The organism is Streptomyces sp. NEAU-174, from assembly GCF_052665095.1.
In genome coordinates this window covers 14044-34041 of sequence record NZ_JBQTCE010000016.1, presented here as the reverse complement: position 1 = coordinate 34041, position 19998 = coordinate 14044, and the positions used below count along the sequence as shown (strand labels likewise).

Genomic DNA, 19998 nt, shown 5'->3' with positions numbered 1-19998 from the left:
GTCGTGCTCGCCGAGGCCGACACTACATCCGTGGCCATACCGAGGCCGGAGGGGGCGACGCCGGCCCCAAGGCCGGGCCCCCGCGCGCGGGACCGCAAGTGTGTTACCGCCGGGCGGGTGCAGCCGACTGACGCGCGATGTACTCGGCCGCGATCGACTCCATTCTCGGGTTCTTGGGGTTTCGCCTGATGATCTCGGCCGCCTTGGAGCCCAGCGGTTCGGGGAGCAAGCGGATCGAGGCGAGCCCCGGACGCAGGAAGGCCGCAACGTCGCTGTCGTTGAAGGAGACCATCGACAGCTGCTGGGGGATACGGATCCCGCTGCGGCTGGCCACGCGCAAGACGGCATAGGCAAGGCGTTCGTCGGCGCATACTAGGGCCGTGACCCCTGCCCCCAGCCACGCACTGAGAGTGTGCTGGAGTTTGGCGGAGTCTTCCCCCGCGCCGGTGCCGGCTTCGGCCGTGTGCGTGATGCGGCTTCCGTGGTGCTCCGTGGCGGCACGGAGCACGGCCTCGCGGTGCTCCAGGGTCATCGAGGCGGCGCCCGCCAGGGCCAGGTAGCCGATGGATCGGTGGCCAAGCGCGGCGAGGTGCGCGCTCATTCGGTCGATGGCGGGAGCCATGTCGTAGTGGACAAGAGAGGCGCCCGGCGGGCATTCGGGTGCGTCGATGACCACGATGCGATGGCGGTTCAGGAGGGCGAGCGCCTCGAGGTCCCTCTTGGAAGGGCTGGCGACGAGCATGACCGTGGAGTCCGCTCCACAGGCCGCCTGAAACAGCGACTCCGGAGCATGGCGGTCTTCCAGGGGCCGCAGGTCGACGAATCTGATCTCCCAGCTGCGGCCGAGGACTTGAGTGACACCGTCGAGGATGCTGCCGAAGTAGTCGTACCGAAAGCCGGGGAAGAAGAAGGTGATGGTCTTGCCGTGCCCGGTCGACAGGCGTTGCGCCGCCCGGTTGGTGCTGTAGCCGAGCTCACTGACCGCCGCGGCGATGCGGGCTTGAAGATCGACACTCAGCCGTCCGACGTGATTGCCCGTCACCCACAAGGAGACTGCCGCCTGGGAGCAGCCCGCCAGGCGCGCGACGTCGTATGAGGTCGGTGGCCGTTGGCCGGGGTCGTGCTGGTGTGCCATCTGTGACTGCCCCTCGAGACCGCTTCCCAGGCCGCTTCTGCGGGCCGGACGGCCCGCAGAAGTCCAGGTCATCCGCCGTTGTAGAGCGTAATCGTGCCTGCTGCCACGCGGCTTCTGAAGTCTTCCAGAACCGTCGAGCACTCTTCCTGGAGCAGCCCCGTGTCGACGGCAATGCCGCGCTTTTCGAGCTGCTCGCGCCAGTCGGCGGGCACCGGGCCCTCGTCGAACCCGGTGATGCGCTCGACTTCGAAGCCGGGCACCGAGAAGTCCAGTGTCTTCACGCCGGACCAGATCAGGGTGCCCAGGCACATGACGCACGGCTGGGCGTTCACCACGAGTACGCGAGGGCGGGCGGGGTCGGTGCCGAGGTTCCAGTCGCCGACGCGGGTCTGGGCGAGTGAAAGGGCCACGACCTCGGCGTGCGCCGAGGCGACGTTGGCGGACAGGGCCAGGTTGACGCCGGCGGAGACGACATCGCCGGTGTCGCTGTCGAGTACGAGTGCGGCGAAGGGGCCGCCCGTCCCCTCTTCCACGTTGCGGGCAGCTATTCGATTCACCATCCGCATCCGTTCCGTGCGGTCGGTGATGCGCACGGGGAGCGTGGCCTGCTCCGCGGCGAGCCACGGGGGAATGCGCACGCCGTAGCTTCCGGGCATGGGGGTGTCGACGGGCACGATGCCTCCCTGTTCTGCGCGGGGGATCGCGGGCGTCACGCGCTGGGCGGCGGCACGATCCGCGGTGACCGTACGAATTGCCACCAGATGAAATCAAGCTTTCAGCACCATTGCGTTATGCGCATAACGCTCTTACGTTCCCCGAGGTAACTGGCCAGGCGAAGTGCCCCGGTTCGCTCCATATGCGCTTTCTGCGCGTCAGGTGACCAGCAACGTTCCGTGCGCCGACGGCGCCGGCGTTCCGGCCCCGGCGGTATCCGCCGGTCGGCCGAAAAGAGCAGCTTGGAGACGCAGATCAATGACTCAGAGTAACCAGTCCAGCCCCTTCAGTCTTGTCGGCAACGTCGCACTGGTCACCGGTGCCGCCGGCGGCATGGGCAAAGCCATCACCGCCGCGCTCCTGGCCGCCGGCGCCACGACCGTCTACGGGTGGGACCGCATCGATGCCAGCAGCGACGGCGTCGTCGGCACGGTGGTGGACCTCGCCGACACGGTCAAGGTCGAGCAGGCCGTGGGAGATCTCGACCAGGTGCCGCAGATCGTCGTCAACGCGGCCGGGCTGTACGCCAACCGTGACGGATTCGACGTGCCGACCGACGCCTTCGTGCGCACGCTGTACGTCAACCTGGTCAGCGCCTTTGTCATCCAGCGCGAGATCGGCCGCCGCCTGATCAGCACCGGCGCGCACGGCTCGTTCATCAACATCTCGTCGGTGGCCGGCCGCCACGCCTTCCCCAACCAGCCCGATTACGTCGCCTCCAAGGCCGGACTCATCGGCCTCACCCGCGCCGGGGCTCTGGACCTCAGCCCCCTGATCACCGTGAACAGCATCGCCCCGGGGACCGTCGCCACGGCCATGATCGACCAGGTCATTGCCGACGTCGCCGCGCAGACGGGGATGCCGCTGGACGAGCAGCGCAAGGCCTTCGAGTCGTCCATCCCGACCCAGCGGATGCAGACCCCCGAGGAGATCGCCGCCGCTGTCGTGTTCCTGGCCTCGACGGCGGCCCGTTCGATCAACGGCGAGGTCCTCAACGTCGACGGTGGCAGCACCCGCGACTGACGCCCCTTCGTCCTCCAGCGCGACGCCGTTGCGTCGTCCCCGCAGCTTTTCACTGTTTCCCGGACAAGAAGGCAAGCCATGAACACTTCACCGGCGCCCCAGGTGCACGACAACAACGGGGACGACCAGGACGGGCACGGCTACGGAGGGAAGAAGGCCGCCGTCCTCACCGCCACACTCATCCTCGGCGTGCTGTCCTACCAGCTCAGCGCAAGCATGCTCTCGCCCGCGCTGCCCGACATGGCCCGGGACATGGACGTGAGCGTCAGCTCAATCTCGCAGATCTCGTCGGTCTTCTTCCTGTTCGGCTCCGTCGCAGGCATGATCTTCACGCGCTGGAGCGACTACCTCGGCCGGCGCCGCACCCTGCTTGTGGTGCTGTCCGTGCTGACCGCCGGAACACTGTTGTGCCTCTTCGCACCCAACCTGCAGGTGCTGCTGGTGGGACGAGCCCTGCAGGGAGCGTCCAACGCGACCTTCAACTTCGCCTATTTGCTGCTGTCGAAGCACCTCAAGCCCCGCCTGTTCGGCCTCGGCGTGGGCTTCGTGTCCGCGATCAACGGCGGAGCCGGCGGCGTGGACGGCTACCTCGGCGGCGTGATGGCGGACAACTTGGGCTTCCGGTCCATCTTCCTGGTCATCCTCGTCCTGGGACTGACCGCGATGGCCGCGTCCTGGCGGGTCATTCCGCGCGATTCAGCCCCACTGCCGAACGGCCGCATGGACTGGTGGGGAGCGCTTCTCATGGCATTCGCCCTGGTCTGCCTCAGCGAAGCAATATCCGAGGGGTCCGCCCGCGGCTGGACCGATGCGACGGCCCTCGTCTGGTGTGTCGGAGCCGTCGTGGCCATCGTTGCCTTCTGGGCCTTCGAGCGCCGCAAGGACAACGCCCTCGTTCCCATCCCCCACCTCGCCTCCCGGCACATCTGGCCGGTACTGCTGGCCACCGTCCTGTCCCTGGCCAGCGTGTTCGCGGCCATCACCTTCAGTGTCGTCATCATCGCCGAGGACAGCACGGCCGGGTTCGGCCTGAGCGCCAGTACAACGGCGCTGATGTTCCTGACCCCCGCAGCCCTGCTGGGGGCCATCGCCGCCCCCGTCGCCGGGTCCATCGCTGGACGCCACTCCTGGCTTATGACCCTGCGCGTCGGGATGGTCGCGAGCCTGCTGCTCCTGGCCGGCGTGGCCCTGAGCCACTCCCACCAGTGGATTGTCTTCGTCCTCGTCGCCGCGCTGGGACTGACGTTCAACGGCATCGTCCTGGCCTCACCCCGTTGAGGTCCGGGCCTTCGTTGCCCGGTCGGCCGACCGCGAGGAAGGCTCAACTCCTCAGCGGGAACAGGATGGCCCAAGAAGCCAATGCCGGAAGCCGAAAGGAAACGGGAACCCGGGGCAGCATGACCGGCCTCTCCGCCGGTCGCCCCGCATAACCGTCCGGATACGGGTGCACTGCCCGGACCCGAAAGGGTGCTGACGTGGGCCAGGTGAGCCCGTGCGGACTCACTGGACAAGGACGACGGACCCGAGGGACAAGTTGGACGCCATGACGGACAGGGACGGAGCGGCCTCGCCCGTTCCGGCCGCCGCGACGGTGAACGGACCCGCGGGCGAAGACCTGGACTGGGCGTCGGTCGACTGGCGCCGGGCCGAGGAGGACGTACGGCGTCTGCGGCAGAGGATCTTCACGGCATCGCAGGCAGGGGACCTGAAGAAGGTCCGCAACTTGCAGAAGCTGATGCTCCGGTCCCGGTCGAACACGCTCCTGAGCGTGCGGCGGGTCACGGAGATCAACGCGGGACGCGCGACGGCGGGAGTCGACGGGAAGGTGGTGCTGATGTCCCAGTCCAAGGCCGCCCTGGCCCACTGGGTCCAGCACCGCGCCCGGCCGTGGATCCCCAAGCCCGTCAAGCGGGTGTTCATCCCCAAACCGGGGACCACGAAGAAGCGCGGCCTCGGGATTCCCCGTGATCGCTGACCGGTGCTTGCAAGCTGTGGCACTGGGCGCACTGGAACCCGAGTGGGAAGCGCGGTTCGAGCCGAAGTCGTACGGCTTCCGGCCCGGCCGCGGCTGTCACGACGCGATCGGGGCCATCTACTCCACGCTCAACGGGAAGAACCCGCAGCGTGTGTGGGTGCTCGACACGGACCTGACGGCGGCGTTCGACCGTATCGACCACGACCGGCTCATGGCCGCGCTCGGCACCTTCCCCGCCCGGGGACTGGTCCGGCAATGGCTGAAGGCCGGGGCCGTGGACCGAGGCCGATTCGCCCCGACCGAGGCGGGGACTCCGCAAGGCGGAGTGATCAGCCCGCTGCTCTTCAACGTGGCCCTGCACGGGATGGAGGAAGCCGCAGGCGTCCGCTACTACACAACCGGCAGAGACGCCGGAAGTGCGCAGAGCGGAAGCCCGGTGCTGGTGAGGTACGCGGACCCATGCCGAACTCGGCATAACCCGGCACACGGCATAAGCCGACGATTACGTGGCGATGTGTCACAGCCGTGAACAGGCCGAGCAGGTCAAGGCCAGTCTCACGGCCTGGCTGGAGCCGAGAGGACTCCGCTTCAACGAGGACAAGACACGCATCGTCCACGTTGAGGAAGAGTTCTCGTTCCTGGGCTTCGACATCCGCCGCCACGTCGATCGGCAGGGCAGCGGAAAGCTGCTCATCACTCCCACCGGAGCGTGGTCTCCGGCCGGGTCTTCACCGGCCTGGACCACCACGTCTGGCACCTCACCTACCGGTGGGCCAGACGCTCGCATCCGAACAAGTCGAGGGGCTGGGTCGCGACCGCTACTTCGGCAAGTTCCACAAGTCCCGGCAGGACCGGTGGGTGTTCGGCGACCGCGACAGCGGCGCTTACCTCGCCAAGTTCGTCTGGACGAAGATCGTCCGGCATGTCCCGGTCCACGGCGGAGCCTCTCCGGATGACCCCGCCCTGACCGAGTACTGGACCGAACGGCGGCACAGGAAGAAGGCGCCGCCCGTGGATGAGCACACCGCCCGGCTTCTGCGAAGCCAAGGCGGACGCTGTCCCGCTTGCGGGGAACTCCTTCTGCACGCCGAGCACGAACCACGCAGCCCACGCGAGTGGGAACAGTGGTTCATGACCGTCCGGCGGATGCTGGCCAAACAGCACATCGTCGAACAGGTCGACGGCCAGGCCCGGACCTTTTACCGGCTCCTCCACGCGTACTGCCGACGGCAGATCCTTGCCGGAAGGGCGGTGCACCAGCCATGACGCCGAAGCGGAAACCTCGTCGTCCTCGGGGCTTGCTTGAGCCGTGGTGCCTGGAAAGTGGGCACGCCCGGTTCTTAGGGGGCGGGGACGCAACAATGCGTCCCCGCTACCCGACGCTTTCACCACCGGAAGATGGAATCGTGGAAATGGCGAGGCAGGTTCTACCTGCAACGCTGGCCCTCGGCCCGAGCGATGAGCGTACTGCGGGACAAGATCCGCGCGGCGACCTCCCGCTCGAAGACCGAACGGCCGGTGTCTGCCGTGGTCGCCGACCTCAACCCCGTGCTGCGGGGCTGGGCGGCGTACTTCCGCAACGGGAACTCCGGACGGAAGTTCAACGCGGTCGACGACTACGTCCACGAGCGGCTGGCCATCTTCGCCAGCCGGAAACACAGACTCCGAGGCCGGAACTGGACCACCCGATTCACCTACGGATGGATCACCCGGCTCGGGGTCTACCGCCTCACCGGAAACGTGCACAGGACGACGGCGCATGCCAGTCGGTGAACGATGTCGGAAAGCCGTGTGCGGGAGAACCGCATGCACGGTTTGAAGCGGCGGGGACTGGAAACGGAGCGGAAGCCACCGTGCCAGTCCCCGACCCTACTCAGGAAGAAGGGAGCTCAGACCTCGCAGTGCAGCTACCTGGAAGTCACGCAGCTGGCTCCGGGGCTACTGGTGCCGTGGGAGCGCCTGTGCCTTCTGCGCCGAAAGAGTCTTGTAGACGGTACCGGCGAGGTCGGGCAGCGTGTCCCCTTCGCCAACGGCGCTGTTGACAGCAATGGCGATGATCATGCCAGTCTTCGGGAAGTACATGTGCAGCACCCGGTTTCCATAAGTGGCCCCCTCATAGGCCCAGACCGTCCCGGCCACAGGATGGACCAACTTCACGACACCGAGCCCGAAACCCATGGGATCGTCGGCCGTGACGCTCTTGATGGGCTTACTCGTCTTCGCCGAGACCAGGGACTCCAGCTCGCGCTGCTGCGCTGAGGGCAGCAGTCGACCGCTGTACAGCGCCCTGTCCCAAGCCGTCATGTCTCTCAGTGAACTCACCAGGCCACCCGCCCCCTGCGCCCAGGACAGGCGGAGCCGAGGAAGTGACTTGTTGAGATGCTTCGGCAGGACGGAATGGGTGGAGTACGGCGTCGGCATGCGCGAGGCCGTGTCCGGAGGGCAGTCCGGGGGGAGGCAGGTGTCGTTCATTCCGAGAGGTTCGATGATGCGCTCGGCGAGCCGCTCATGGTAAGTATCGAGCGACGCTCGTTCGACAATCATCTGCGCGAGGAGGTAGTTCGTATTCGAGTACTCGTACTTCGCGGGACCCAGTGGCAGGCCCTCCACATAGGACATCAGGCGCTCCAGCGTGAAGCGTGTGGAGGGATTGGCGTCGAAATCCTTCAGGAACGCATTCTGCTCGGTGTAGCTGGGGATGCCGCTGGTCATCGACAGCAGTTGCTTGATGGTGACATCGCGCCACGCCGGATACTGGGGAAGCCACTTTCCCAGCTTGTCCCGTATGGACAGCTTTCCTTCGGCCTCCAGTTGAAGCAGCAGCACGGACGTGAACGCCTTGGTGTTGCTGCCTATCTGCCACAGCGCCTTGCTGTTCACCGGTCGACCACCGCCGTAGCGGGACGTCCCCGCATCGACCGATATATCAGGTCGCTGATCGGCATAGGTCACCCGAAGGGAGACCGCTGAGAAATGATCCTTAGTGCCCTGAGCGTCCAGATATTTCTCGAGGTCACTTCGCAGTGACGCGGTGGCACTGCGAACGGATGGCTCCACCTCCGCATTCGCGACGTCCGGCCCACATCCCGACACCATCATCCCCGAAACAATCGCCGCGGTGACCGTCGCCAGGGCCACGAGGCGCTTCCCTTGCTGACCACCCCGCCGACGAAGCCTGTACCTCATTGTCGCTATTCCTCCATCGAATCGAACAGAACTGGGTCGGCGGCGCGATACATGCGCACCGCGCGGTCACGCAACTCCAGCGGGTATTTCCTCGGGGCAGGCATCGTCTGGTCCCCTCTCGTGAGACCGATCTGACCTGGTGTCACCTCTCCCCGCATCTCGGGGGAACCTCAACACACACCGGCCTCCCCACCAACACCGCCCACCCCGCCTCTCAACGAACCAGCAGCACACCAGGCCAGCCACCGCCTCATACACCAACAAGCCCCCCTCCGAGCGTCACTACCCGCAGGCGAGGGAGCCACGCGGCGTCAGCCGACCCAGGGGGTTGCCGGCCGCGCCATCATGGCGAGCAGGTCGAACGTGAGCCCGGCCGCGGCGAGCGCGGTGATCTGCGCGTGGTCGTACGCCGGAGCGATCTCGACGACATCGGCGCCGATCGCGTCGAGGTCGGCCAGGCCGAAGAGGATCATCTGCAGCTCACGGGTCGTGAGACCGCCAGGCTCAGGTGTTCCCGTGCCTGGGGCGTTGGCCGGGTCGAGCACGTCGATGTCGATGCTGACGTACACCGGACGGTCGCCGACGCGCGACCGGACGCGGTCGACGACATCGTCGATCCCGCGGCGTGCGATCTCGAGCGTCGTGATCGTCGCGAAGCCGAGCTCCTTGTCGTCGATGAAGTCCTGCGCTGACGGCATGGTGCTGCGGATACCGATATGGGCCGAGTGGTGGACGTCGAGCAGTCCCTCCTCGACCGCGCGACGGAAGGGCGTGCCGTGCACCACGCGAGCACCGAAGATGTTGTCCCACGTGTCGAGGTGGGCATCGAAGTGCACGAGCGCGACCGGGCCGTGCTGGGCGTGGGCCGCCCGCAGCATCGGGAGCGCGATCGTGTGGTCGCCGCCGAGTGTGACGATGCGATCGGCGCTCGCGTAGAGCCCTCGGGCCGCCTGCTCTATCTGGCCGATCGCCTCACCGATGTCGAACGGCGTCACTCCGACGTCGCCCGCGTCCGCCACTTGCAGCGTTTCCCACGGCTCTACGTCAAGCCCGATGTGGAAGGGGCGCAGCAGCTTCGAGCCGGCCCGCACGGCCTCAGGGCCGAACCGCGCACCGGGGCGGTACGTCGTGCCGGAGTCGAATGGCACGCCGAATACCGCGACGTCGGCCCGGCCGACCTCGTCGAGCCGGGGCAGCCTCGCGAAGGTTGAGGCGCCCGCGTATCGCGGCATCGCCAGGAGCGCGTCGGGTGGCCCGATGATCGTGCGGGTCTCAGTCGCGGACTGGTCCTCGGCCATCGTGATTCCTCCTGGTGAGTGAGCGGGGCACGACCGAGCGTAGGGAGGAGGACGGCCCTGGGAGATCGGGCGATCGACCGAGAACCCCCATCTCCTGTCGGTCGTTCGCACCATGCGGCGCGCAACCCACTGCTGGACAATCACCTCCTAATGATGTTGTCAAGCTGCGGAAGTGAAGCGGAGGTTGCTTTGGTAGTACTGTCCGTCACGGATGAGAGCCCACAGGACGTTCACGCGTCGACGGGCCAGAGCAAGCACAGCCTGGGTGTGCCGTTTGCCTTCGGAGCGTTTGCGTTCGTAGAAGCGGCGCGAATCGTCGCAGCTGCGGATGCTGATGAGTGCGGAGGTGTAGAAGACGCGTTGCAGGCCGCGGTGATAGCGCCGAGGTCGGTGCAGGTTGCCGCTGACGTTGCCCGAGTCCCGCGGGAGCGGAGAGACTCCAGCGAGGCTGGCGAGGCAGTCGGCGGTGCCGTAGCGGCTCATGTCGCCAGCGGTGGCCGCGAGGAATTCGGCGCCCAGGAGCGGGCCGATGCCGGGCATGCTGGCGATCACGTCGGCGAGCCCGTGGTCGCGAAACCGGGCCGGAATGAGCTTGTCGATCTCGGCGATCTGCTCGTTGAGGCTCATCACCTCCTTGGCCAGGGTGTGGATCACCTGTGCGGTGATCTTCTCCCCGGGGACGGCAGTGTGCTGTCGCTCGGCTGCTTCAAGGACGGCCTCGGCCAGGGCTTCCTGGGCTGCGGACCTTGCGGTTGCGCAGCCAGGTCTCCAGGCGGCTGCGGCCGGTGCGTCGCAGGGCGGCTGGGGTCTGGTAGCCGGTCAGCAGGATCAGCGGGCCGACGTTGCCCAGATCGAGCGTCCGCTCCAAGGCCGGGAAGATACCGGCGAGTTGGCCGCGCAGGCGGTTGATCCGGCGGGTGCGATTGGCGTTCAGGTCGGTCCGGCGGCTGGTAAGGACCCGCAGCTCGATGGCGTGCTCGTCGTCCGGCAGCAGGACCGTCAGGTCCCGGCGCATTCGGGCCTGGTCGGCGATGACGGTGGCCTCCTTTGGCGTCGGTCTTGCCCATGCCGCGGTAGCCGGCCGAGGCCCGGTTGACGGCCAGGCCGGGGTATGTAGACGAGGTGCTGGCCGTGATTGAGCAGCACGTTGATCCACAGCGCGGCCATGCCGTCAGCGACGTCGACCGCCCAGGCCACGTCCTGGCCGAGGGCCAGCACATCGGCGAGCAGAGCCAGCAGCTCCGGCTCGTCGTTCAGCACACGCCGCGACAGCAGCCGTTCACCCTGCGCGGTCAGCACCACGCAGTGGTGATGGGTCTCGCCTATGTCCGTACCCGCCCAGATCTGGGCCACCAGTTCCTCCGGCCGTTCGATGACGCTCTGTCTCCCCGGACGACCTCGCCGACGTGGTCCTACTCAGCGATCCACCCGAAGGCGTTCGCAACTCCTCATCAGCGGCCGAGTCGTCGTGAGACACCGGGCGGCCAGGTGACCGGAACTATCGAGGGCAACCGCATGAAAGCCATACCCGGCGTCTCTGGGCCTCTGGACCTTACGACGGCCCGTCCAACCCACGAACAAGGGAGGACCGCATGACGACTCTGTCCCGGGAGCCGTCCCCCACCGTCGCAGCGGTGTTCGCCGCAGTTGACGCCGAGCGGCAGCGTCTCGGCGTTCCCGGCGCTGTCGTTGCGGTCCGGTCGCCGGACGGCGAGCCGTGGTCGGTCGCCCTCGGGGTCCGTGACATCGCGACCGACGAGCCGCTTGCAGTCGACGCCGTGCTGCGCGTGGGCAGTGTGACCAAGACGATCGTTGCCACCGTGGTCCTGCGCCTGACCGAGAGGGGCGAGCTCGGCCTCGACGACGACATCCTGGCCCACCTGCCGCACGTGCGCGTGCCGAGTGGGGTCACGGTACGTCGCCTGCTCGACATGACCGCTGGGCTGCCGGACTACACGACCGAGGAGTTCATCGAGATCTCGCACACGACGCCGGACCGGGTGTGGGGCCCTCAGGAGCTGCTGGACCTCGCGTTCCGCGAACCACACCGCTTCGCGCCGGGCAGCTCCTGGGACTACTGCAATGCCGGCTACATCCTGCTCGGGATGCTGGCCGAGCACGTGACCGGCGACCTCGTCGAGGACCTCGCGCGGAAACTCGTGCTCGACCCGCTGGGTCTGCACGACACCTCACTGCCCCCGCGCTCCGCCGCCGGGACCTCGCTTCCCGACGCCACGGTGCGCGGCTACCACCGTGTCGGTGCCGAGCTCGTCGACACGACCGACGTCAACCCGTCGTGGGCGTGGACGGCCGGCAACGCCATCTCTACAGCCGACGACCTTGTGGTGCTGGTCGAGGCGCTCGTGCGAGGGGACCTTCTCGCGGAGGAGACCCAGCGGGCACGCCTGGCCAGCGTCCCCGTGCCTGGTACGGACTGGTCCTACGCCCTGGGCATTGCCAACTTCGGCGGCATCTGGGGCCACAACGGTGAGCTACCGGGCTTCCAGGCCTTCGCGGGACACGAGCCGGGCACGGGAAGGACCATCGTCGTCCTCGCCAACGTGGACAAGTCGACCGACGAGGTGAATCCGGCCGACACGCTCGCGGCGCTCGTGCGTCGGCACCTCGCGCCCGGCACTGCCTGAGAACGTAGGTCAGTCGGTCGCGGCCAGCAGCACCGAGACGGGCCGGGTCGCGGCGTCAAACGAGGCGTCCGCGCCGGCGGCCCCGACGCCGCTGAGCCCCCACGGTTCGTAGGTTGCGTTGACGCCGCCCTGCTGCCACGCATTGATCCACACGAGCGCCGCCCGAATGTCCCCAGTGCGCTGCTGGTGCACGGGGTCGTGGGTGTAGACCGTCGCGGCAAGCCCGAAGCCCGTGCCGTTCGCGAGCTCGATGGCCTCGTCGAAGGAGTCGACCACGACGACGGGTGCGACGGGCCCGAACATCTCCTCACGCATCAGGCGCATGTCGGCCGTCACGCCGGTCAGGACTGTTGCGGGGTAGCCGAACCCGGGACCGTCCGGGACCACGCCGCCGCACAGCACCGTCGCGCCGAGCTCCACGGCCTCGGCGACGTGCGCGTGCACGAGGGAGCGCTGCGTCTCGTCGACGAGCGGGCCGAGGCCCCTCCCGTCACGGTCGGCGTTGAGGGCGTACGCCCCTGCCGCATCGACCAGCGCGGCGATGAACTCCTGAGCGACAGCCCGGTGCACGTAGATGCGCTCGCCGTGCACGAGGTTGACGACGCCGGGCGGCAGGTCGAGCAACTCGACGAACCGGGCCGCCGACAGTGGCGACTTCTCCGACGGCTTGAGTACGACAGTGTCACCGGCCGCCAGAAGAGGGAGCAGGCTCCCGAGGATCGAGGTGATCGTGAAGTTCCATGGGATGATGAGCCCCACGACCCCCAGGGGGCGCCGCTCGACGACGGTTCGCCCCGATTCGCCTGGCACCGTGACGTCGGCGACGAATGGGTAGGTCCCGGCGCGCTCGAGTCCCTGGCGCCAGCCTGCGACGCCGCCGGCGATGAACTGCTCCGCGAGCGGGACCGGCTTACCCATCTCGAGGTTCTCGAGGCGGGCGAGCTCCGTGACGTGTTCCTCCACGGTGTCGGCGACCCGCGCGAGGAGCGCAAGGCGCTCGGTCAGGTCGAGAGCGGCCCAACCGTGCTGGGCCGTCACCGAGGAGCGCACTGCGGCGTCGACGTCCTCGGCGGAGCCGCCCGGGATGCGGGCGACGACCCTTCTCGGTCGACGGGTCGACGATCAGGCGGGTCTCGGAATCGGTCGATGCGACGGCGACTCCGTCGATCAGGTGGTGTAGACGCCTCACGTCAGCTCCTCGTCTCGCAGGTTCAGGTCGTCAGGCGCGCGGCCAGCAGCTCGCCGACCAGGACGCTCGCCAGATGAGTGTTGGCGCGGGGGACGAATGGGAAGACCGACGCGTCGGCGACCCGCAGACCTTCGACACCAAGCACCCGCCCCTCCGGATCGACGACGGTCGTCGCAGCGGTGGGATCGCCCATGCGACAGGTGCTGGTCGCGTGCTGGGTGTCGACCGCGGTCGCACGCAGGTAGTCCCGCAGTCTCTCCTCAGGACCGTCGAGCACAGCCCACAACTGGGCGTTCGCCGCCCATACGTCCGACGCGGCGATAGCGCCGAAAGCTGGGTGCTCGACGAGCTCGGCGAGCTGCCGGATCCCCGCTGCCAGCCGGTCGACGTCGAGCTCGACGTCGAGCATGTTGAACGACAGCTGGGGTTGAGTGCGGGGGTCCACGCCCCGCAGGCGCAGAGTGCCGCGTGAGTACGTGCGGTTGACGAAAACCCCGACCGCGCCGGCACCCGCCCGCGGCTCGGCCGAGGCCATCGCGAGGGCGTTCTGGTTGAGGGCGACCAACATCATGTCGTTCGTGTCCGGAGTCATCCGGCTGGAGTACCTGACGCAGCAGTTCGTGTGGCGGTCCCAGGGTCTGGCCGTCGCCGCCACCGTGAGCGGGATGCCGATCAGCGCCATGGGATGGTCCTGCATACCCTCGCCGACGGGCAAGTCCGCGTGCACCGCGATGCGCTGTTCAGCCAAATGCTGGGCAGGGCCGATGCCGGAGCGCATCAGGATCGAGGGCGTCGCGGTGGCGCCCGCGCTGAGGACGACGAGGTCCGCGCGCAGCACCTCGCCGTCCGCGAGACGGACCCCGACGGCGCGTCCCGCCTCCAACTCGACGCGGTCGACGAGCGCCCCGCCCCGGATCGTGAGAAGCGGGTTGTCGCGGAGCGGCTCGAGGTAGGCGTCGTGGCAGGAGACCCGCCGGCCCTCGACGGAGTTGGCGGGGTAGGGCGAGACGCCGGTCGCGCCCGGCGCGTTGACATCGGGCGTCCACGGCTGGCCCGCGGCGAGCGCCGCATCGCGCAGCGCGAGGTCGACCGAGCCCCAGGCCTCCTCGGGGTACCGGTGCACCGGGATCGGGCCGTCGGCGCCATGGAACGGGTCGTCGCCGTGCTCCTGGTCTGACTCGAGGTCGGCGAGGAACGGGAGCACGTCGTCGGCCGACCAGCCGGTGCAGCCGTCGGCCGCCCAGTCGTCGAAGTCCTCCAGAGGCGGGCGGATCGCGATCTGCCCGTTGATGACCGAGCTGCCGCCCAGTCCCTTGCCACGCCAGTAGAGCGAGGGTTCCTGTGTCGCTGTCCGCGAGGCGAGATGGTCCTCCCACAGCAGCGCCTCACTCCCGGGATCCAGGATCGCGGCCAGGGGATTGGGCGAGCGCCACGACTCAGGTAGCGCGGAGGCCGGGTAGTCACGTCCGGCCTCCAGCAGCAGGACGCGGCGACCTGACCGGACGAGCCCCGCCGCGAGCGCCGACCCGGCCGATCCGGCACCGACAACTATGACCTCGGGAACGGGGGGCTCGGGACGCATGCTCAGCCCCGCCTTGCCGTGACGTCGACTGCGTCGACCGTCAGCTCTGCGAGCGCGTCGGCGAGGGGCTCGACGCCGAAGCCCGGCCCGTCCGGCACTGCGACGACGCCGTCCTTCATGACGATCGGTTCGGTCACGTCCTGGGCGTAGAACCGGCCCGAGCCCGAGATGTCACCGGGCAGCGTGAACCCGGGCAGTCCGGCTAGGGCGATGTTGGCGGCGCGCCCGATGCCGGTCTCCAGCATGCCGCCGCACCAGACGGCGATCCCGTGCGCCTGGGCGAGGTCGTGGATGCGGCGTGCCGCGAGGTAGCCTCCGACCCGGCCGGGCTTGATGTTGATGACGCTCGCGGCGCCCCACGTGATCGCGTCGGCGGCGACCTGGACCGAAACGATCGACTCGTCGAGGCAGATCGGGGTCGCGATCTGCTGCGCCAGCACGGCGTGCTGACGTAGGTCGTCCTCGGCCAGGGGCTGCTCGATCAGGAGCAGGTCGAACGGGTCCAGCCGGCGCAGCAGCGGTGCGTCCGAGAGCTGGTAGGCCGTGTTCGCGTCGACCTGCAGCGGCACGTCCCCGAACCTCTCGCGCACGGCACGGACCGGCTCGATGTCCCACCCGGGCTGGATTTTGAGCTTGATGCGGGCGTATCCCTCGTCGAGGAAGCCGCCGACCTGGTCGAGCAGATCGGGGATCGACGACTCGATCCCGACGCTCACGCCGGACGGCACGACGTCGCGCGTGACCCCGAGGTGGTCGGCGAAGGCCCGGTCGTCCAGGCGCAGGCCGGCGTCGAGGACCGCCATCTCGAGCGCCCCTTTGGCCATGCGGTGACCCACCACGTGCGCCGTCGTGGTCGCCACGACCTCCGGTGTGACGGTGTGACCCGCGGCTTGCCAGTCCAGCAGCGACGGGACCAGGAATCGTCGCAGCATCTCGCGGGCGCCGTCGAGATACTCCGGCGAGTACGACGGATCGGCCAGGGCGACGCACTCGCCCCAGCCGGTCACGGTGCGGCCGTCCCGCGTCGCCGTGACCCGGACGAGGAGCGGACGTCGCTCGGTCTGTGTCGAGAACGACGTCGTGAACGGATGGACCAGCGGCATCCGGACCGTGATCAGCTCGACGCGATCGATGTGCATTTCAGAGGCTCCTCGTCAGGGTGTAGTGACCACGGCGGTCGAAGTCGGTGACGACCCAGCCGTCGGCGAGCAGCCCGCCGAGGGCCTGCCCCAGGCTGAGTCGCCAGCCGACCGCCAGGTCGGGATCGGTGCGCCGGACCTGCTCGATATCGCTCGGGATGTCGACGCGACAGGTGCGCAGGGCGCGGGCGCGGTCGAGGTCGAGGACGGGTCGTCCGTGCTCGGACCACAGGACGGCGGCAGGCGGCTCGATGTCGTTGCCGATGGGTCGGCGCGGCCCGGCCGGACGCTCGAGGTCCCGCACCACGAGCACTCGATCGCTGCGCTGGCCGCTGTTCAGTCCGTCGCCCATGAGGCCATAGAAGTCGGGCAGGTAGGTGTCGACCGTGCAGCCGAGCTTGTGCAGGTTGAAGTACGCGTTGCGGGCGACGAGCGGGTCGTAGGTCCACGTAATGCGGGTGACGCCGCGCTCGAGGCACCAAGCACGTTGGTGGCTCTTGAGCGCATGTCCCCACCCGGTGCCGACCGCGTCGGGACGGACCCCCGCGAGATGGGAGTGGAGGGCCCGCTCGAGTGGTGGGTGGAAGAATCCGACGCAGACGGCCATGAGCTCGTCGCCACGGAACCCGCCCGCGACGTAGTTGCCGGCGTGCGCGAGCGCGGTCAGCAGCTCGGGGTTGACGTGCGACTGCGTGACGTCGACCTGCCAGACGCTGGCCACGAGCTCGGTCGCGGCGACCATGTCGGAGGGCAGGTGCAGCATCCGCAGCTCCGCCCCTGCCTGCTCTACCTCGATCAGTCCCGTCTCAATCGGCACTCCTTGGGTCTCGCTCGTCACGACCGCACCTCTCGCAAGAATCGGGAGCCGAGGTAGAGGCCGCCGGGAACCGGTCGCACCTGCTCCCACCCGGCGATCTCGTCGTTCGTGAACGCGTAGACCCCTGGGACGGTCGACGGGTGCAGCTCGATCTCCTGGACGTCGTCGGGCGAGGTGCCGCCGGCGTAGCCCTTGCGTTCGCGTAGGGTGAGGCGCAGCCCGTCCTCGTGCGGGGCGATGTCGGCCACGAACCCGGCCGACTCCCACGATCCGCTCAGTGGCTCAGGCGACCGCGAGCGGTCCGCGGACAGCACCGCGTGCAGTGCGCCCCCGTCGAGCGTGCGGGCGGCGTCGTCGAAGAGCTCGCGATAGAGGCCGTCGGGGCGGCCACCGGTCGTTAGCAGCGCCACAGCCAGGCTTGTCCCCGGGAAGATTCGCAGATACGAGCGCTGGCCGATCGTGCCGCCGTCGTGCCCGTAGACACGACTGCCCTGCCAGTCCTGCAGGAACCACCCGAGGCCCCAACCGGACGTCGACACCACGCTGGTGCCTAGGTCGACGTGCTCGGTGATCATGAGGCGGGCGCTCTCAGCCGACAGGATGCGGGTGCCGTTGGGGGCGAGACCCTCGCGAAGCGCGGTCTCGGCGAAGGTCAGCAGGTCCCCGATACTTGCCGCGATCAGTCCCGCCGGCCCCATCGAGCGCGGCAGTACCCACGTGCTCGCCGGCACGGCGGCGGCGCCGAGCCCCGAGTGTCCGGTCGCCGTCGCGAACCGCGGAGCGTCTTCGGGCAATGTGAATGTGTGGCGCAGTCCGAGAGGTTCGACCAGGTGGGTCCTCACGGCCTCGTCCCACGTCGTGTTGCGCAGTACTTCAATGATGCGCCCCGCGACGACGAAGGCTGAGTTGCAGTAGGAGAACCGCTCCCCGCGTGGGTGCAGCCGGTCGGTGTGGGCCAACAGGTCGACGTACGCCTCGACGCAATCGTCGCCGCGACCGGTGTCGGTGAACACGTCGCCCTCGAAGCCGCTGGTGTGGTGCAGGAGTTCGCGGACCGTGACGTCGGGAACGTCGTCGCCGAGCCGGAAGTCAGGGAGGACGCTGCGCACCGTGGCGTCGAGGTCGAGCAGACCCTCTTCGACGAGCTGGAGCACGAGCATCGTCGTCCAGACCTTGCTGATCGACCCGATCTGGAACACGCTTTCGTCCGTCACGGGGACACCTGTCGAGACGTCGAGCACGCCGGACGACAGGGCGAGTCGGTTAAGCACGCTCCCGTCGTCGGTCAGCTGTACGATGCCGAGCTGGGCGCCCACGACGCCGTACCGCTCCCGCAGGAGGTCGAGCCGACGCTGCCACGCGGCGGCGTCGCGGGCAGCCGGTGATGTTGCCCCGGGTCGCGGCACCGTGTCCACCGCTGGGCGCGTGTACCGCTCAACCCATTCGATCAGCCGCCGCTGGTAGTCGAGCCGGTGCTCGACCGATCCCGCGACGACAAACAGGTGCCCGCCGCCCGGGTATACGACGAGCCGGCTCGGGACGGCCTGGATCCGTAGGGCCGAGAACCACTCCTGGGCCTGCGTGCTCGGGCACGTCTCGTCGTGCTCGCCGTGCAGCACGAGCGTCGGGGTCGTGACCTGGTCAACGCGAGCGATCGGCGAGCGCTCGGCAAGGCGCCCGACATCGGTCGGCTCAAGACCCGCGGTGGCCGCCGAGAAGAACCCCTCGGGCTCGAGCCGCTGACCGGCGAGAGCTGCGAAGTCGCACAAGAGGCCCCCGGCGACAGCCGCGGCGAAGCGGTCGGTGTGCGCCGTGAGCGCGCACGTGGAGAGCCCGCCGTAGCTGTAGCCCGTGACCGCCAGCCGGTCCGAGTCCGCGATGCCTTCAGCGACGAGCGTGTCGACGGGCTCGAGGAAGTCTGGCAGGTCGACCCGCGCCCATCCGCCGTGGACTGCCGTCAGGAAGTCCTCGCCATAGCCGTCCGAGCCGCGGGGGTTGAGCGTCAGGACGCGCCAGCCTCGGTGCGCCAGGACCTGGTGGTAGAGGTGCACTTCGTCGGCGACCCCGCTCCACGCATTGTGCGGACCGCCGTGGACGTCGAGCAGCAGGGGCGCCGCGCCCGACGTGCCGGGCGACGACAGGAGCCAGCCGTGCACGACGGTGCCGTCGCTGATCGTGAAGGATCGCGGCTCGGGGCGCAGCAGTTCGACGTCCGGGAGGGCGTCACGCATCAGCATCGTGAGCTCGCGATGCTCGCCCGTCCCCAGGTCCACGAGAGCGACCTCCGCGAATGAGTCCTGGGTCGTGACGACGACGGCGGCGCGCGCGCTCGCGGCTGCGACGGACAGCGCCGAGACGACTCGGTGGTCCTCGGCGACGATCGGCCGAGGCGCGCCTCCGGCCAGGTCGACCCCGTAGAGGTGCGTCCACCCTCGGTTGCGCGCGCAGAACAGGACCTGCGCGCCATCGTGCGTCAGCGTGGGACGCCCCCCGGGGTAGCCGACGGCGCCTGGCATGACGTTGAGGTCGAGCTCCGCGGTCAGGTCCTCGTCCGGCCTGCCGTCCAAGTACAGGCGCAGCAGACGGGTGTGGCCGATCGCCATGGTGCGATGGCCGACCGCGACGACCGATCCGCCGTCGGGCGTCCACAGGAGTGGCCCAGTGACGCCCGTCGCCGAACCGACGCGCCGGGCCGGCGCCAATAGGTCGTCGACGTCGATGACGTGCACGGCACGCTCCCGCTCGACGTCGGCGCGCGGCGAGGTGCCCGCGGCGAAGGCGAGCAGGGTGCCATCCGGGGACCAGGCGGGTTCCCCCGCGTCGGCGTCGCCGTCGGTGACCTGACGCGTGCTGCCGTCGGCGAGGTCCAGCACGACGACCTGGTATCGCACACTGCCGAGCCACCCCACGCCGTCGGTCTTCTGGTCAAGCGTGTCGACCACGATCGGCGCCTGCGGGTCGCCCGCGCCGCGCTCCACCGGGGCGAGGAAGGCGACGCGACGGCTGGAGGCGTCGACGACCGGCCGCCCCGCACCGAGCGGCAGCGTCGTGAGCTGCACGGGCTCGCCGGTTGGCGGCAGCAGGTGCAGCTGCGGCACGCCGTCGACACGCCGCAGGAACAGCAGCCCGGCCGGGCCGAACTCAGCGCCGCTGTCGTCGGGACCACTGGTCAGGCGACGTTCGCCACCGTGCTCGTCGACCTCCCACAGCGAGGTCACGGTGCGGCCGTCGACGACCTGGCGACGGGTCAGCACGACGGCTGAGCCGTCGGGGCGGATCGCCGTCTCGGTCACGG

15 protein-coding genes and 4 pseudogenes are annotated in these 19998 nt (G+C 68.9%); 9 read left to right on the top strand and 10 right to left on the bottom strand.

Going from position 1 to position 19998, the window contains the following annotated elements:
• Positions 1 to 103: 103 nt before the first annotated feature.
• Both ACT2CW_RS36945 and ACT2CW_RS36940 read right to left on the bottom strand, forming a co-directional pair.
• Positions 104 to 1135, bottom strand: a complete 1032-nt coding sequence (locus ACT2CW_RS36945; RefSeq protein WP_445519726.1) for a LacI family DNA-binding transcriptional regulator — start codon at positions 1133 to 1135, stop codon at positions 104 to 106.
• Between the two features lie 68 nt (positions 1136 to 1203).
• A complete protein-coding gene (locus tag ACT2CW_RS36940) occupies positions 1204 to 1809 on the bottom strand; it encodes a nucleoside deaminase (RefSeq protein WP_445519725.1) in 606 nt (201 codons plus the stop codon).
• A gap of 298 nt (positions 1810 to 2107) precedes the next feature.
• On the opposite strand from ACT2CW_RS36940, the gene ACT2CW_RS36935 reads away from it, so the two are divergent.
• The 8 genes and pseudogenes from ACT2CW_RS36935 to ACT2CW_RS36900 all read left to right on the top strand — a co-directional run bounded on the left by ACT2CW_RS36935 (position 2108) and on the right by ACT2CW_RS36900 (position 6620).
• Positions 2108 to 2872, top strand: a complete 765-nt coding sequence (locus ACT2CW_RS36935) for an SDR family NAD(P)-dependent oxidoreductase (protein WP_445519724.1) — start codon at positions 2108 to 2110, stop codon at positions 2870 to 2872.
• A 78-nt stretch (positions 2873 to 2950) separates the two neighbouring features.
• Positions 2951 to 4150, top strand: a complete 1200-nt coding sequence (locus tag ACT2CW_RS36930; RefSeq protein ID WP_445519723.1) for an MFS transporter — start codon at positions 2951 to 2953, stop codon at positions 4148 to 4150.
• 265 nt (positions 4151 to 4415) lie between these two features.
• Positions 4416 to 4847 carry a reverse transcriptase N-terminal domain-containing protein gene (locus tag ACT2CW_RS36925; RefSeq protein WP_445519722.1) on the top strand — a complete coding sequence of 144 codons (432 nt, stop codon included), beginning with the start codon at positions 4416 to 4418 and terminating at the stop codon, positions 4845 to 4847.
• 16 nt (positions 4848 to 4863) lie between these two features.
• Positions 4864 to 5376, top strand: coding sequence for a reverse transcriptase/maturase family protein (locus tag ACT2CW_RS36920; RefSeq protein WP_445519721.1), 513 nt, complete (start codon positions 4864 to 4866; stop codon positions 5374 to 5376).
• Positions 5360 to 5440, top strand: a pseudogene (locus ACT2CW_RS36915) (hypothetical protein); the annotation flags it as partial. The gene ACT2CW_RS36920 and the pseudogene ACT2CW_RS36915, both read left to right, overlap by 17 nt.
• Before the next feature lie 116 nt (positions 5441 to 5556).
• Positions 5557 to 5610: pseudogene (locus ACT2CW_RS36910) on the top strand (hypothetical protein); the annotation flags it as partial.
• 5 nt (positions 5611 to 5615) lie between these two features.
• Entirely contained in the window at positions 5616 to 6113 is a 498-nt protein-coding gene (locus tag ACT2CW_RS36905; RefSeq protein WP_445519899.1) for a hypothetical protein, read from the top strand.
• A 192-nt stretch (positions 6114 to 6305) separates the two neighbouring features.
• Positions 6306 to 6620, top strand: a complete 315-nt coding sequence (locus ACT2CW_RS36900; protein ID WP_445519720.1) for a group II intron maturase-specific domain-containing protein — start codon at positions 6306 to 6308, stop codon at positions 6618 to 6620.
• Positions 6621 to 6785: 165 nt separating this feature from the next.
• Here the strand turns inward: ACT2CW_RS36900 and ACT2CW_RS36895 are convergent, their stop codons facing one another.
• The 3 genes and pseudogenes from ACT2CW_RS36895 to ACT2CW_RS36885 all read right to left on the bottom strand — a co-directional run bounded on the left by ACT2CW_RS36895 (position 6786) and on the right by ACT2CW_RS36885 (position 10684).
• A complete protein-coding gene (locus ACT2CW_RS36895; protein WP_445519719.1) occupies positions 6786 to 7985 on the bottom strand; it encodes a serine hydrolase domain-containing protein in 1200 nt (399 codons plus the stop codon).
• Positions 7986 to 8344: 359 nt separating this feature from the next.
• Positions 8345 to 9331, bottom strand: coding sequence for an agmatinase (gene speB / locus ACT2CW_RS36890; RefSeq protein ID WP_445519718.1), 987 nt, complete (start codon positions 9329 to 9331; stop codon positions 8345 to 8347).
• Positions 9332 to 9490: 159 nt separating this feature from the next.
• A pseudogene (locus ACT2CW_RS36885) lies at positions 9491 to 10684 on the bottom strand (IS110 family transposase).
• Between the two features lie 239 nt (positions 10685 to 10923).
• Between ACT2CW_RS36885 and ACT2CW_RS36880 the strand changes: the two are divergent.
• A complete protein-coding gene (locus tag ACT2CW_RS36880; RefSeq protein ID WP_445519717.1) occupies positions 10924 to 11976 on the top strand; it encodes a serine hydrolase domain-containing protein in 1053 nt (350 codons plus the stop codon).
• A gap of 9 nt (positions 11977 to 11985) precedes the next feature.
• Here ACT2CW_RS36880 and ACT2CW_RS36875 read toward each other — a convergent pair.
• From ACT2CW_RS36875 to ACT2CW_RS36855, 5 genes and pseudogenes are all read right to left on the bottom strand, one after another.
• Positions 11986 to 13065: pseudogene (locus tag ACT2CW_RS36875) on the bottom strand (aldehyde dehydrogenase family protein); the annotation flags it as partial.
• A 122-nt stretch (positions 13066 to 13187) separates the two neighbouring features.
• The gene (locus ACT2CW_RS36870; RefSeq protein WP_445519716.1) at positions 13188 to 14747 is read right to left on the bottom strand and encodes a GMC family oxidoreductase; all 1560 of its coding nucleotides are present in this window, start codon (positions 14745 to 14747) and stop codon (positions 13188 to 13190) included.
• Between the two features lie 2 nt (positions 14748 to 14749).
• Positions 14750 to 15886 (bottom strand): o-succinylbenzoate synthase, encoded by a 1137-nt coding sequence (gene menC, locus ACT2CW_RS36865; protein ID WP_445519715.1) that lies wholly within the window; start codon positions 15884 to 15886, stop codon positions 14750 to 14752.
• Position 15887: 1 nt separating this feature from the next.
• Positions 15888 to 16724, bottom strand: a complete 837-nt coding sequence (locus ACT2CW_RS36860; protein WP_445519714.1) for a GNAT family N-acetyltransferase — start codon at positions 16722 to 16724, stop codon at positions 15888 to 15890.
• Positions 16721 to 19996, bottom strand: coding sequence for a serine hydrolase (locus ACT2CW_RS36855; protein WP_445519713.1), 3276 nt, complete (start codon positions 19994 to 19996; stop codon positions 16721 to 16723). Before ACT2CW_RS36855 ends, ACT2CW_RS36860 begins: the two co-directional genes overlap by 4 nt.
• Between the last annotated feature and the right edge of the window lie 2 nt (positions 19997 to 19998).